Below are 12225 nucleotides of genomic sequence, written 5' to 3' on the forward strand. Positions count from 1 at the left end.
AGGTTACCCCATCAGTTTTGATACTAACCGCTGCTGCGTTGCGATCAATACATCCAAAGGGAGGGTCAGCAGATTACCGCCGCGCACCACTTGGCGCGATTCGACGAACAGGTCGCGGACCTTCATCGGCCCGGCCAGCAACAGCGCCGCCGGGTCCCAGCTACCGGCGCTTTCGATGCTGTTGATATCCCAGATCGCGATATCGGCGCGCTTGCCAACCGCGATCTGACCGCAATCGGGTCGGTTTAGGACCTCTGCCCCGCCGCGGGTGGCAATTTCCAGCGCCTCGCGGGCGCTCATCGCGTCGGCGCCGTTTGCGACCCGCTGCAACAGCATCGACTGGCGGGCTTCGGCGATCAGGTTGCCGCTGTCATTGCTGGCCGATCCGTCAACGCCCAGTGCCACCTTTACGCCAGCATCGCGCATGGCACGCACCGGTGCGATGCCCGACCCGAGCCGACAATTGGAACAAGGGCAATGCGCCACCCCGGTCCGGCTGCGGGCGAACAGATCGATTTCCTGCCGGTCGAGTTTCACGCAATGGGCATGCCAGACGTCATCACCGGTCCACCCCAGATCTTCGGCATATTGCCCCGGCCGACAGCCGAATTTTTCCAGCGAATAGGAAATGTCTTCGTCGTTTTCGGCCAGGTGGGTGTGCAGCATTACGCCCTTGTCGCGGGCCAGCAGCGCCGCGTCGCGCATCAATTCGCGGCTGACCGAAAACGGTGAACAGGGGGCGACACCGACGCGGCACATCGACCCTTCGGTCGCGTCATGGAACCGGTCGATGACCCGGATGCTGTCATTCAAGATGTCTTCTTCGCGTTCGACCAGTGAATCGGGCGGCAAGCCGCCATCGCTTTCGCCAATGCTCATCGCGCCACGGGTTGGATGGAAGCGCAGCCCGATTTCCGCCGCCGCCTCGATCGTGTCGTCCAACCGTGCGCCGTTGGGATAAAGGTAAAGGTGATCCGAACTGAGCGAACAGCCCGACAGGGCCAGTTCCGCCAACCCGATCTGCGCCGAAATCCGCATTTCTTCGGGGCCGAACCGGGACCAGATCGGATATAGTGTCTGCAGCCAGCCAAACAGCAGCGCGTCCTGCCCGCCCGGCACCGCGCGGGTCAGCGTCTGGTAGAGGTGATGATGGGTATTCACCAATCCCGGCGTCACCACGCAACCCTTGGCCAGCACGACCTCGCCGCGGTCCGGCAGGGTGTGGCCGATTGCGGCGATCACCCCGTTTTTCAGATGAATATCCGCGCCATGCAATTCGCGCCGCCCGTCATCCATGGTCAGAATGGTATCGGCGTTTTTGATGGTAAATTCGGTCATGTCAGTCCCCACACACGTGTCCGCCCCTTTCGGTTCCCGTGTGTGGAAATGCGCGACAGAAAGGGGCGAAGGACTCGCGCAGCCGCCCTAAATTGCCAGATCAAGGAAATTATTCAAGCGGCACGCGCGACAGAATTTCCAGCGCTTCGGCATGTTGCTGTTTCGAGGCGGCGGCAACCACCCGGCCGCCATTATGGGCCGGACCGCCCTGCCAATCGGTGACGATTCCACCGGCGGCTTCGATCACCGCGATCGGGGCCTGAATATCGTAATTCGACAGACCCGCTTCGATCACCAGATCGATCTGTCCAGCGGCGACCAGCGCATAAGCGTAGCAATCCATACCATAACGGGTCAGCTTGGCCTGTGCCGCAACCTGTTGAAATCCTGCCATTTCATCAGGGTTTCCCACTTCGGGGAAGGTGGTAAACACGATGGAATCGGACAGCGGCCGGTCGGATCGGGTGGCCAGATCGGCCCCCCCCCGTGGCCCGGTCATCCGGGCGTGGCCAAACCCGCCTTCGAATCGTTCGCCGATATAGGGCTGATCGATAAGGCCATAGATCGGGCCGGTCGAATCAGACACCGCGATCAGCACCCCCCAGGTCGGGGTGCCGCTGAGAAAGGCGCGGGTGCCGTCAATCGGATCAATCACCCAGGTCAATCCGCTGCTGCCAGGGGTCGCGCCGAATTCTTCGCCCACGATGGCATCATCGGGGCGGCGGCCGGCCAGAACCGCACGGATTGCCTGTTCGGCGGCGCGGTCGGCTGCGGTAACAGGATCGAATCCCGCCGCAGCCTTGTTGTCCGCAGTCAAGCCGGGCGACCGGAAAAACGGCAAAATCACCGCCCGCGCGGCATCGGCCAACGCATGAGCAGTGTCGATTACATTTTGAGCATCCAGTTGTTCAGCCATAAGGTCCCCGCCGCGCTGTCTGGGCGCATGGGTACCTCAGGGTCTGATCAAGCTCAAGCCACGTCGGACAGGCAGCGGGCCAGTTCGAACAGGCGTTTTCTCTGATGTTCGGGGATCGCGTAATAGCTGCGCACCAAATCCAATGCTTCCTTGTCCCCGATCAGGTCAGAGGGAAATATATTGGCGGTGTCACCGTCCCCCCCATCCTCTTCAAGACCGGCGAAGAAAAAGCCAACCGCGACATCCAATGCTTCGGCAATATCCCAAAGACGCGATGCGCTGACCCGGTTGGTGCCTGTTTCGTATTTCTGAATTTGCTGAAATTTGATTCCGACCTGTTCGGCCAATTGCTGTTGCGTCATCCCCACCAACCAGCGGCGGTGTCGAATACGTTTACCAACATGCACATCCACAGGGTGTGCCATTGAGCGACTCCTTCATACCATTCCAAGGCACCAAACTCGCCCTCACCCCGGATTGCATCCGGTGTTTCCCCAAGGGTTGTATGGTTCGTTACATATTCAAATAGTACTGAGTTTCATATCTCAATCAAGAATAAACACATCTATTAAGAGAAGTTTTCGGTTGAAAACACAATCTTAAGGATTCGCCCCCTAGCGCGGACAGAATCCAGCAAGACCCTATTTGACTTAGCCTTTTTCGCTTCGCATAACGCAGGCGACGGAGGATAACATGAAAGCCTATTCTATTTCCGAAAACGGAGCGCAGCCAGAAGTTTGCGATCTACCCGATCCGGTTCCCGTAAAAGGCGAAGCTTTGGTAAGAATCAGGGCGTGCGGTCTTAACTTTGCCGACCTGCTTATGATCAAAGGAAAATACCAGGAAACGCCGCAGGCCCCTTTCATCCTTGGGCTGGAAATGGCCGGGGTGGTTGAAGAGCTTGGTCCCGACACCGACGGCCCCGCACCGGGCACCCGGGTAGCGGTCTATAGCGGTCAGGGCGGATTGGCGGAATTGGGTTGCTTCCCGGCCAGCCGGCTGGTGGAAATTCCCGATCGCATGAGCTTCGAAGATGCGGCCGCCTTTCAAATCGCCTATGGCACCAGCCATGTCGCGCTTGACCATCGCGCACAGATGCGCCCCGGCGAAACGCTGTTGGTTCTGGGGGCGGCTGGCGGGGTCGGATTGACCGCGGTGGAAATCGGTAAACTGATGGGGGCCACGGTCATTGCCTGCGCCCGTGGTGCGGACAAGTTGCAAGCGGCCAAGACCGCCGGGGCCGACCACCTGATCGATGCCAAAACCCAAGATATCCGGCAAGAGGTCAAGGCACTTGGCGGCGCCGATGTGGTATATGATCCGGTCGGGGGCGAACAATGGCAAGCGGCGTTCCGCGCCTGCAACCCCGAAGCGCGGCTGATCCCGATCGGTTTCGCCAGTGGCGAGGTGCCGCAAATCCCGGCCAATCACCTGCTGGTCAAGAACCTGACTGTGCTGGGGCTGTATTGGGGCGGTTATCTGAAATTCCGCCCCGATGTGCTGACCGACAGCATGAAAACCCTGTTGGGTTGGTACGATCAGGGGCGGTTGAAACCCCATGTCAGCCATGTTTTACCGCTAGAGCGCGCCGCCGAGGGGCTGGAATTACTGCGGTCGCGGGCCTCGACCGGCAAGGTGGTGATCACGCCCTGACTGGTTCGACCTGTCGCAGAGGCTGGTATCCGGCCCGGATCATGTCCGCCAGCCGCGCGACCGGTTCGCTCAGCCGTTTTCCGGCCGTGTACATGTTGATCAGATAGACCCCGAGATCGGGCAGATCGGTGTTGTCCAGTTCGCTGAGCTGCGGCGGCGCGGTGCCTTCCAGCATTGTACAAACCGCCAGATCGGCGCTGACCGTCGCCTCGATCGTGCGATCGCTGTCGGTATCAACAACCGACGTCCAGGGCACGTTGGCATCGTCCAAGGTTGAAATCAGATCGGACCTGAAAGCACAGACGCGCCCTTGGGCGATGCGCAGTGGCCGCTGTTTCCATACCTGCGCCCCAGGGGCCCCGACCCAGCGCAACGGGATTTCGTTCAGCGTTTCACCATCCCGGTCCAACTTGCCTTCGGTGGTCAAGATCACGTCCAGTTCGCCGCGGTCAAACATTTCCTTCAGCTTGTTGGTATGGCTGGCGTTCAACTGCACCCGCATCCGTGGCATTTCCGCGGCGAACCGCTGCAACACCCGCGGAATCACCGGATAAACGATGTCATGCGGCACCCCGAGATGGATTTCACCGGCATAATCCTTGTGGGTCAGCCGCGCAAAGGCTTCGTCATTCAGATCGACCATCCTGCGCGCATAGCTAAGCAACTGTTCCCCCGCCGCCGTCAGGCTGACACCGCGCCCGGACCGTTCCAGCAGCGCCAGACCCAGCAAATCCTCAAGCCGCTTCAACTGCATTGAAACCGCCGATTGCGTCAAATTGAGGAAGCCCGCCGCGCGAGTCACCCCGCCCAATTCAGCGACCGCAACGAAAGAGCGCAGCGTCGTGATATCCAGATTTCGCATTCATCACACCTTTTGATGTGTTCATTCATAAACATTCGTTTTCCAAATGAACCATACTTCCCCATATGCATCAATAGAAATGATGAAACCCCCTCAATTAATCACAAATGGGAAGGCTACAAAATGTCGATGATGATCAATACCCAAGCAAACCGCCGCCCCGCCAATGGCCGGACCGCATCCTTTTTCACCCGCCTGATGCAGGCCAATGCCCTGATGCGTCAGCGCCACGCGCTGCGGATGCTTGACCAAGCCGCGCTCGACGATATGGGGCTGAGCCGGGCACAGGCCGATGCCGAAGCGCGCCGCCCGATCTGGGACGCGCCCAACGCCTGGCTCAAATAAACGTAAAAAAGCGCGAATCCGCAGCACCGGAAACTTGAAAACGGTCGCAAGGTCACCGATATTCACTATAAGCCCCTCGAATGGGGCAAAACAGTTTACCAATCGGAGGCTTTAATGGCTGAATTCGACACGATCCGGAACGCTGCGGGCACCCGCACGGCCCAGATTGACGCGGGCCTGCGCGCCCATATGAACAAGGTCTATGGCACCATGTCCATCGGCCTGTTGCTGACCTTCGCGGTCGCATGGGCGGTGGGCACGTCGCCCGAATTGCTGGGCATGCTGCGCGATCCGATGACGCTGCGCCCCAATATTCTGGGCTATATCGTCATGTTCGCGCCGCTGATCATGGTCTTTGCCTTCAGCGCGGCGCTGAACCGCCTGTCCGCAGCCGGTGCGCAGACCTTCTTTTATGTCTTCGCGGCGGTGATGGGGCTTAGCCTGAGCTGGATCTTCGTGGCCTTCACCGGCTTCTCGATCGCGCAAGTCTTCCTTGTCACCTCGATTTCCTTCGCGGGCTTGTCGCTTTGGGGCTACACCACGAAGAAGGACATTTCGGGCTGGGGATCGTTCCTGATCATGGGGCTGATCGGTATCATCGTCGCCTCGATCATCAACATTTTCCTTGGGTCGCCGGCGATCAACTTCGCGATTTCCATCATCGGTGTGCTGATCTTTGCCGGTCTGACCGCCTATGACACCCAGAAGATCAAGTCGACCTACCTTCAGCACGCCCATAGCGGCGACAGCGAATGGCTGGGCAAGGCGGCGATCATGGGCGCGTTGAGCCTGTATCTGGACTTCATCAACCTGTTCATGATGCTGCTGCAACTGCTGGGCAACCGCGAATAAGCACCATCGAAGATTAGAATAACGGGCCGCCCTTCGGGGCGGCCTTTTTGTTGCGTGGGGCGTGTTGACTGCTGCGCCCGATGTCATTCGCAAGAAGTTGCACAAGCCCAAAAACAGGTTTCCCTTGCCGCCTAAAATGCAGCATAATTCGCGCGACAGATAGGGAATGACCGATGCAAACCAGCCGCTATGCCTTTGCCGCCGTTTTCAGCGCCGCCGCGACGACCGCTTCAGCCCAACCCGATGCATGGCACCTACTGAACCAGATCGGGATCGAAGAGATCATCACCGACACCAGCTATGAGGTCCGCAAGACCTATCCAGCCGGGTTGGAACAGGGATCGCGGAATTTCGAAATCACCGGCTATGCTGCCCCGATGATCCCGGGCGAAACAGTCCGCGACTTGATCATGGTGTCGGATATGGGGCTATGCCCGCTTTGCGGCGGCTCTGACCATGGTGCCAATCTGCAAATCACCCTGGCCGATCCGATCGCAATGACCGATGACTCTGTGCGCATCACGGTGCGCGGCACCCTGAACCGGATCGACGACCCGGAAACCTGGCAGGCGGTCATTCTGCAAGACGCGCAGATCGTGGCGCGGTAACATCGTAACAGCGGGCCGTGTCGTCGGCCCGTTTCTGCCGCTCAGGTCGCCACGCCGAACAGCAGCCCGACCACGAAGGTCACGGCCATTGCCAGACCGCCCCAGAACAGCACCCTGACAACGCCCGGCCCCTTGGGGGCCCCGCCCAGCCAAGCCCCCAGAGCGCCCAGCAGCGCCAGCGCCAGCATGGTGATCGCGGCAATCACCGGCATACCGATCCCATTGGGCGTGATCACCGCCCCGGCCAAGGGCAGGACACCGCCCAGCGCAAAGGCCAGCGCCGACGCGATGGCCGCTTCCAGCGGGTCGGCACCAGTCATTTCGGTCAGCCCCAGTTCTTCTCGGGCATGGGCATCAAGCGCATCATGTTCGGTCATTTCACGCGCCACCTGCAGCGCCAGACCCGACGACACGCCGCGCGCCCGCAACCCCTCTGACAATTCGTAGAGTTCATATTCCGGGTCTTCTTCCAACGCGATAAGTTCACGCGCCAGATCGGCGGCTTCGGTATCTGATTGCGCCGACACCGACACATATTCCCCCGCCGCCATCGAAAACGCCCCAGCGGTCAGGCCGGCCAGCCCGGTCAGCAACACGCCGGACCGGTCCATCCCTGCGGCCAAGACCCCGACCAGCAGGCTGGCGGTCGAAACGATCCCGTCATTGGCGCCCAGAATAGAGGCACGCAGCCAACTGCTGCGATTGATGTAATGGCCTTCTTTCGGCATCGTCTTCTCCTGCTTCGGCAATGGGATATGCGATTGCAGGGGGCTTGTTGAGGGGAAACTTGAACAATCGTGCTGCGACTTAAAGCGCGGTGCGGTCAAGACCGGGCCACGCACAAAAGAAAAACGCCGCGCGGCTCGGGGCTGCGCGGCGTTCTCAATCGTCAGGTCAGGGAAGATCTTATTTGATCTTGCCTTCCTTGTATTCGACATGCTTGCGCACAACCGGGTCGTATTTACGTACAACCATCTTTTCGGTCATGGTACGGGCGTTCTTCTTGGTCACATAGAAGTGGCCCGTGTCTGCGGTCGAGTTCAGACGGATTTTGATCGTCGTTGGCTTCGCCATTTGTTTATCTCCAGTCTCATTCGAAACGGGTCAGTCGGGCCGCCCGTGGAATCCTTGAAGCCCGCCTTGTAAGGCTTCCGTGCCCCGAGTCAACCGCTATTTGACGTTCCTGGCACGGCGGGCCGAATTCCCCTCGGGTGATGGCAATCCCCCCTGCCCCAAACCCGCTCCGATCATCGTATCACGGCAACGGTATGAAATGCGCGGAGGGCCTGTAAGCCGGATTCTGTCATAGGCGGGTTGCCCCGCCCGAGATGACCATTCCTCTGAACGAACCGTTACCGATCCGCCTATAGCTGCCAACCCGGGCCTCTGGGTCAAGGCAGACCCTGCGGTGATATCCGGCGAACCGGATCATGCCCGCGCGAGGCCCCTATTCGGCATTGCTCCGGGTGGGGCTTGCCGTGCCGGTCCTGTTACCAGTCCCGCGGTGGGCTCTTACCCCACCGTTTCACCCTTACCCCTGCGGACAGGGGCGGTTTGTTTTCTGTGGCGCTTTCCCTGGGGTTGCCCCCGCCGGGCGTTACCCGGCACCCTTACCTTGTGGAGTCCGGACTTTCCTCCCGGGCCTTGCGGCCCAAGCGGCCATCCGTCCCTCCGCGCTCGTGTGATCTAGGCGGTCGGGGTGGATTGGTCAACGGGGAAGCGTGCCGCGAGGTCTGCAATCAAGCCCCGGTCGGTTTCGTCCAGCGGTCCGGTGACACCGGGCCGGAACCGAAGGCGAAAGGCATCCAAGACGGCTTCGGGGCTGAACCGGTCAATGCCATAGCCGAACCGCGCGGCATCGGTGAAGAAATCCCCCGGCTCCGCAGCTTCGGGCCAGATCGACAATCCCTGCCGCGCCAGACGCTGCCAGTCGAAACGCGCACCGGGATCGTATTTGCGATCCGGGGCCATGTCGGAATGGCCGATCACCCGTTCGGGCGGAATAGGCCAGCGCGCCATGATCCGACGCAGCAGTGCCTCCAGCGCCGCCATCTGCGGTTGGGAAAACGGATGCGTGCCCAGATTGGCCAATTCGATCCCGATCGAACGGGAATTGATGTCGCCAACAGCGCCCCATTGCCCGGCCCCCGCATGCCAGGCACGCATATCTTCTTCGACCAGTTGCCAGATTTGGCCGCGTTCACAGATCAGGTAATGCGCCGAAACCTCGGCCAGCGGGTCGCACAGCCGATCCAGCGCCGCCTCGGCGCTGGTCATCGCGGTATAATGCAAAACGATCAGATCGGGGCGCGCGCCATCGCGGCGGGGCCCGAAATTCGGCGAAGGATGCGGGATCGGGTCCGGCCTGTCAGCCACCGCTGACCTTGCGGAACGGGGCCGGATTCCACGAACAGGCATAACCATCCCCATCGGGATCAACACCCAAACGGTCCTTCTGCGGCCCGCCCTTTTGCAGGAATGCAGCCTGCGCCTGATCGGGTGACATGTATTTGGCGCAATTGCGCTTTGCCCGGCCTTCGCTGGCGGCAAAGCGCGAATACATCTGCTGTCCCACCGGGTTCGTGGTCGACAATGCATAATTGACGATATTGGGTCCGGTATTTCCGGGGCGCGTCGGCAGGTCGGTCGGCTGAACGACTTCATATTGCGCCCGGTTCTGTTCGATCTTCTGCGCATCGCTTTCGATGGAGCGCAGGGTCGAAACATCCTCGAAATCGTTTTCCGTGGAAATGCCGCTTGGTCCCAAAGCAACCTGCGGCGCCGGGTTCAACGGGGTCGCATCGATCGGCTGTTCGCCCGAATTCAACGCCGCCGCAGTTGCCGCGGCCAACCGTTCGGCTTCGGTTTCTTCGGTTCCATACGACGTCGCGCTGTTGGTGCTTGTATAGCCGAGTTGTTCTTCGGACACTGCCATCGGGGCTGCCAGCGGTTGCCCTTGACCGGCCAGCGCGACATCGCGCGCGGCCTGCTTTTGCCGTTGATCGGCATAGCTGTCGAAACCGACGCCCGGATTGCTGTCGGGAATCGACGCATCGCAAGCCGCCAGCCCGAGAACTGCCAAAGAACAAAGGATAAACCGCATCGTGAAATCCTGCCCGTTTCTGTTTGCCCGAAGGCTTACCACCATTTACCCGGTTTTGCCACAAAACCAGCGGCCTTTTCCAAGGCATAGGCGGTATTCAGCAAATCGCCTTCTTCCCACGGGCGGCCGATCAGTTGCAGCCCCAGCGGTAGCCCCTGCGCATCCAGCCCGGTGGGAACGCTGATACCCGGCAGACCGGCCAGGTTCACCGTCACGGTAAAGACGTCGTTAAGATACATCTTGACCGGATCGGCATCGGTCATTTCGCCCAGACCAAAAGCCGCCGATGGCGTCGCCGGGGTCAGGATCGCGTCGATCCCGGCAGCAAACACATCGTCGAAATCTTTCTTGATCAACGTACGCACCCGGCGGGCGCGGTTGTAATAGGCGTCATAGAACCCCGCCGACAGCACATAAGTGCCGATCATCACCCGGCGCTGGACCTCGGCGCCGAAGCCTTCGGCGCGGGTTTTTTCATACATTTCGGTAATGCCGTCGCCCGCCTCCAGTTTGGCGCGATGGCCATAGCGCACCCCGTCATAGCGGGCCAGGTTGCTTGATGCTTCGGCGGGGGCGATCACGTAATAGGCAGGCAGCGCGTATTTGGTATGCGGCAGCGAAATATCGACGATCTCGGCGCCGGCATCCTTCAACATGGCGCGGCCATCTTCCCACAGCTTGTCGATCTCGGCGGGAATGCCATCCATATGGTATTCTTTTGGAATACCGATCTTCTTGCCCTTGATGTCGCCGGTCAGCATCGATTCGAAATCCGGCACCGGAATATCGGCAGAGGTGGAATCCTTGGCATCATGCCCGCACATGGTTTCCAGCATGATCGCGGCATCGCGCACTGTCTTGGTCATCGGCCCGGCCTGATCCAGTGACGAGGCAAAGGCAACGACCCCCCAGCGAGAACAGCGGCCATAGGTCGGCTTGATCCCGACGGTGCCGGTGAAGGCGGCCGGTTGGCGGATCGATCCGCCGGTATCGGTGCCGGTCGCCGCCAGACACAGATCGGCCGCAACAGCCGACGCCGATCCACCCGAAGATCCGCCCGGGGTCAGCGCGGTGTCGTCATCGCCGCGCCGCCACGGGTTCACCGCATTGCCATAGCACGAGGTTTCGTTCGACGACCCCATGGCGAATTCATCCATGTTCAGCTTGCCCAGCATCACCGACCCGGCATTGAACAGATTGCCGCTCACGGTCGATTCGTATTCCGGCGTGAAGCCTTCGAGGATGCGGCTGGCGGCCTGACTGGGCACGCCCTTGGTGCAAAACAGATCCTTGATGCCGACCGGCAGGCCGCACATCGAAGGCGCATTACCTTGCGCCAGCCGCGCATCGGCGGCCTTGGCCTGTTGCAGCGCGATCTCGGGGGTCTTGTGTACGAAAGCGTTCAGCGCATCGGCCTTGTCGATGGCAGCAAGGCAAGCTTCGGTCAGCTCGACGCTGGTGACATCCTTGGCGCGCAGCTTGTCGCGGGCTTCGGCGAGGGAGAGTTTGTTCAGATCGGTCATTATTCCACCACCTTCGGAACCGCGAAAAACCCTTCGCGTGCATCCGGCGCATTGGCCAGTATCTTGTCTTGCATGCCGCCATCGGTCACGACGTCTTCGCGCCGTTTCAGACGCATCGGCGTGACCGAGGTCATCGGCTCCACCCCGTCGACATCGACTTCGTTGAGCTGTTCGATGAAGCCCAGGATGGTGTTGAATTCATTGGCCAGCGCCGGCAGCGCATCTTCCTCGACCTTGATCCGGGCAAGCTTGGCCACCTTGGCGGCGGTTTGGGTGTCGATCGACATCTGCAGATCTCCGTTTTCCAGTTGCAACAGCGTTTAGCGCCGTGACGATCCGTCCGCAAGCATATGGCGGCGATAGACTTCGATCATCCAGCCCAGCATCGCGGCATTGAGCAGATGCCAGACGAAATGCGTCCCCATCGGCCAGACCGTGCAAAGCGGCGCGTCGAGGCTGCGAAAGAGGATCGAAAGGGTCAGAAGCGCCACCCCGATACCCAAGCCCTTTGCCGTGGCGGGCGCACGGTGGCGCAGCAGCACCGCGTGGGCCGCGATCAACAGCGGCACCGGCGCATATCCGGCCGAAGATCCCAGCCCCGGCAGCAGTTGGAACAGCGGGACCGTGAGGGCGGCATAGGGAAAGAACAGCAGCGTCGCACCAAAGGACCATCCCGGCGACATGCACCAGAAATCCCGGTGGGCGGCAAAGACATAGATCAGTACGAAAGACAGAATCGGTGCGGTATCGGCCAACCCGGCCCAGACCTGCGCATGGGTGTGAAACAGCCATGACCCGATCCCGATCAGCGCCAGATTGGCGCTCAGCAGCCGCGCCAAGCCCAGCCCCGCCATGCGCGGCCAAAGCACCAAGGCCACCAGCACAAACCCCAGATTGGTCAGCGCATTGACCGGCTCGGACCAGTAATTCGCCCCGGTGCGTTCACAATAGCCATCCACCGCTAGCAGCCAATCCATCGTCCAGCCCCATCATCTTGCTGAAAATTACGCATGTCACAGCGGTGC

The 12225-nt window shown here is 60.5% G+C and carries 15 protein-coding genes and 1 other RNA gene; 4 read left to right on the forward strand and 12 right to left on the reverse strand.

The genetic code is table 11. The features are described from left to right. Window positions 1–3: 3 nt before the first annotated feature. The 3 genes from TG4357_RS05445 to TG4357_RS05455 all read right to left on the reverse strand — a co-directional run bounded on the left by TG4357_RS05445 (window position 4) and on the right by TG4357_RS05455 (window position 2679). Entirely contained in the window at window positions 4–1338 is a 1335-nt protein-coding gene (locus TG4357_RS05445) for an 8-oxoguanine deaminase (RefSeq protein WP_058261857.1), read from the reverse strand. 109 nt (window positions 1339–1447) lie between these two features. After that, a complete protein-coding gene (gene hisN, locus TG4357_RS05450) occupies window positions 1448–2254 on the reverse strand; it encodes a histidinol-phosphatase (protein WP_058261858.1) in 807 nt (268 codons plus the stop codon). Window positions 2255–2307: 53 nt separating this feature from the next. Then, complete coding sequence (locus tag TG4357_RS05455) at window positions 2308–2679, reverse strand: helix-turn-helix domain-containing protein (protein ID WP_058261859.1); 372 nt, start codon at window positions 2677–2679, stop codon at window positions 2308–2310. Between the two features lie 268 nt (window positions 2680–2947). Here TG4357_RS05455 and TG4357_RS05460 point away from each other — a divergent pair, with 268 nt between their 5' ends. Then, window positions 2948–3907: an NADPH:quinone oxidoreductase family protein gene (locus TG4357_RS05460; protein ID WP_058261860.1), complete on the forward strand. Its 960-nt coding sequence runs from the start codon at window positions 2948–2950 to the stop codon at window positions 3905–3907. Here TG4357_RS05460 and TG4357_RS05465 read toward each other — a convergent pair. Continuing rightward, the gene (locus TG4357_RS05465; RefSeq protein WP_058261861.1) at window positions 3897–4769 is read right to left on the reverse strand and encodes a LysR family transcriptional regulator; all 873 of its coding nucleotides are present in this window, start codon (window positions 4767–4769) and stop codon (window positions 3897–3899) included. The two genes, TG4357_RS05460 and TG4357_RS05465, sit on opposite strands and share 11 nt — an antisense overlap. A 123-nt stretch (window positions 4770–4892) precedes the next feature. Here TG4357_RS05465 and TG4357_RS05470 point away from each other — a divergent pair, with 123 nt between their 5' ends. From TG4357_RS05470 to TG4357_RS05480, 3 genes are all read left to right on the forward strand, one after another. Further along, complete coding sequence (locus tag TG4357_RS05470) at window positions 4893–5114, forward strand: DUF1127 domain-containing protein (protein WP_074647009.1); 222 nt, start codon at window positions 4893–4895, stop codon at window positions 5112–5114. Window positions 5115–5228: 114 nt separating this feature from the next. Further along, entirely contained in the window at window positions 5229–5966 is a 738-nt protein-coding gene (locus TG4357_RS05475; RefSeq protein ID WP_058261862.1) for a Bax inhibitor-1/YccA family protein, read from the forward strand. A 173-nt stretch (window positions 5967–6139) separates the two neighbouring features. Beyond that, window positions 6140–6574, forward strand: a complete 435-nt coding sequence (locus TG4357_RS05480) for a hypothetical protein (protein ID WP_058261863.1) — start codon at window positions 6140–6142, stop codon at window positions 6572–6574. A 41-nt stretch (window positions 6575–6615) separates the two neighbouring features. Here TG4357_RS05480 and TG4357_RS05485 read toward each other — a convergent pair whose 3' ends face one another. The 8 genes from TG4357_RS05485 to TG4357_RS05515 all read right to left on the reverse strand — a co-directional run bounded on the left by TG4357_RS05485 (window position 6616) and on the right by TG4357_RS05515 (window position 12177). Further along, complete coding sequence (locus TG4357_RS05485) at window positions 6616–7302, reverse strand: VIT1/CCC1 transporter family protein (protein ID WP_058261864.1); 687 nt, start codon at window positions 7300–7302, stop codon at window positions 6616–6618. A gap of 178 nt (window positions 7303–7480) precedes the next feature. Further along, a complete protein-coding gene (gene rpmG / locus TG4357_RS05490) occupies window positions 7481–7648 on the reverse strand; it encodes a 50S ribosomal protein L33 (protein WP_058261865.1) in 168 nt (55 codons plus the stop codon). 199 nt (window positions 7649–7847) lie between these two features. Continuing rightward, an RNA gene (rnpB, locus tag TG4357_RS08350) (RNase P RNA component class A) lies at window positions 7848–8249 on the reverse strand. An 11-nt stretch (window positions 8250–8260) separates the two neighbouring features. Beyond that, on the reverse strand, window positions 8261–8950 hold the full coding sequence (locus TG4357_RS05495; protein ID WP_367889516.1) for an N-acetylmuramoyl-L-alanine amidase: 690 nt from the start codon (window positions 8948–8950) through the stop codon (window positions 8261–8263). Beyond that, entirely contained in the window at window positions 8943–9677 is a 735-nt protein-coding gene (locus tag TG4357_RS05500; RefSeq protein WP_058262391.1) for a hypothetical protein, read from the reverse strand. Before TG4357_RS05500 ends, TG4357_RS05495 begins: the two co-directional genes overlap by 8 nt. A 35-nt stretch (window positions 9678–9712) precedes the next feature. After that, entirely contained in the window at window positions 9713–11200 is a 1488-nt protein-coding gene (gatA, locus tag TG4357_RS05505; RefSeq protein WP_058261866.1) for an Asp-tRNA(Asn)/Glu-tRNA(Gln) amidotransferase subunit GatA, read from the reverse strand. Beyond that, complete coding sequence (gene gatC, locus TG4357_RS05510) at window positions 11200–11487, reverse strand: Asp-tRNA(Asn)/Glu-tRNA(Gln) amidotransferase subunit GatC (RefSeq protein WP_058261867.1); 288 nt, start codon at window positions 11485–11487, stop codon at window positions 11200–11202. Before gatC ends, gatA begins: the two co-directional genes overlap by 1 nt. Window positions 11488–11520: 33 nt before the next feature. Then, window positions 11521–12177, reverse strand: coding sequence for a ceramidase domain-containing protein (locus tag TG4357_RS05515; protein WP_058261868.1), 657 nt, complete (start codon window positions 12175–12177; stop codon window positions 11521–11523). Window positions 12178–12225 lie beyond the last annotated feature (48 nt).

This window comes from Thalassovita gelatinovora (assembly GCF_001458355.1).
GTDB lineage: Bacteria > Pseudomonadota > Alphaproteobacteria > Rhodobacterales > Rhodobacteraceae > Thalassobius > Thalassobius gelatinovorus.

What these genes read in the sequence shown, in the direction of transcription:
- TG4357_RS05445 (WP_058261857.1), bottom strand. Translation starts at nt 1,338, where the DNA reads ATGACCGAATTTACCATCAAAAACGCCGATACCATTCTGACCATGGAT.
- hisN (WP_058261858.1), bottom strand. Translation starts at nt 2,254, where the DNA reads ATGGCTGAACAACTGGATGCTCAAAATGTAATCGACACTGCTCATGCG.
- TG4357_RS05455 (WP_058261859.1), bottom strand. Translation starts at nt 2,679, where the DNA reads ATGGCACACCCTGTGGATGTGCATGTTGGTAAACGTATTCGACACCGC.
- TG4357_RS05460 (WP_058261860.1), top strand. Translation starts at nt 2,948, where the DNA reads ATGAAAGCCTATTCTATTTCCGAAAACGGAGCGCAGCCAGAAGTTTGC.
- TG4357_RS05465 (WP_058261861.1), bottom strand. Translation starts at nt 4,769, where the DNA reads ATGCGAAATCTGGATATCACGACGCTGCGCTCTTTCGTTGCGGTCGCT.
- TG4357_RS05470 (WP_074647009.1), top strand. Translation starts at nt 4,893, where the DNA reads ATGTCGATGATGATCAATACCCAAGCAAACCGCCGCCCCGCCAATGGC.
- TG4357_RS05475 (WP_058261862.1), top strand. Translation starts at nt 5,229, where the DNA reads ATGGCTGAATTCGACACGATCCGGAACGCTGCGGGCACCCGCACGGCC.
- TG4357_RS05480 (WP_058261863.1), top strand. Translation starts at nt 6,140, where the DNA reads ATGCAAACCAGCCGCTATGCCTTTGCCGCCGTTTTCAGCGCCGCCGCG.
- TG4357_RS05485 (WP_058261864.1), bottom strand. Translation starts at nt 7,302, where the DNA reads ATGCCGAAAGAAGGCCATTACATCAATCGCAGCAGTTGGCTGCGTGCC.
- rpmG (WP_058261865.1), bottom strand. Translation starts at nt 7,648, where the DNA reads ATGGCGAAGCCAACGACGATCAAAATCCGTCTGAACTCGACCGCAGAC.
- TG4357_RS05500 (WP_058262391.1), bottom strand. Translation starts at nt 9,677, where the DNA reads ATGCGGTTTATCCTTTGTTCTTTGGCAGTTCTCGGGCTGGCGGCTTGC.
- gatA (WP_058261866.1), bottom strand. Translation starts at nt 11,200, where the DNA reads ATGACCGATCTGAACAAACTCTCCCTCGCCGAAGCCCGCGACAAGCTG.
- gatC (WP_058261867.1), bottom strand. Translation starts at nt 11,487, where the DNA reads ATGTCGATCGACACCCAAACCGCCGCCAAGGTGGCCAAGCTTGCCCGG.
- TG4357_RS05515 (WP_058261868.1), bottom strand. Translation starts at nt 12,177, where the DNA reads ATGGATTGGCTGCTAGCGGTGGATGGCTATTGTGAACGCACCGGGGCG.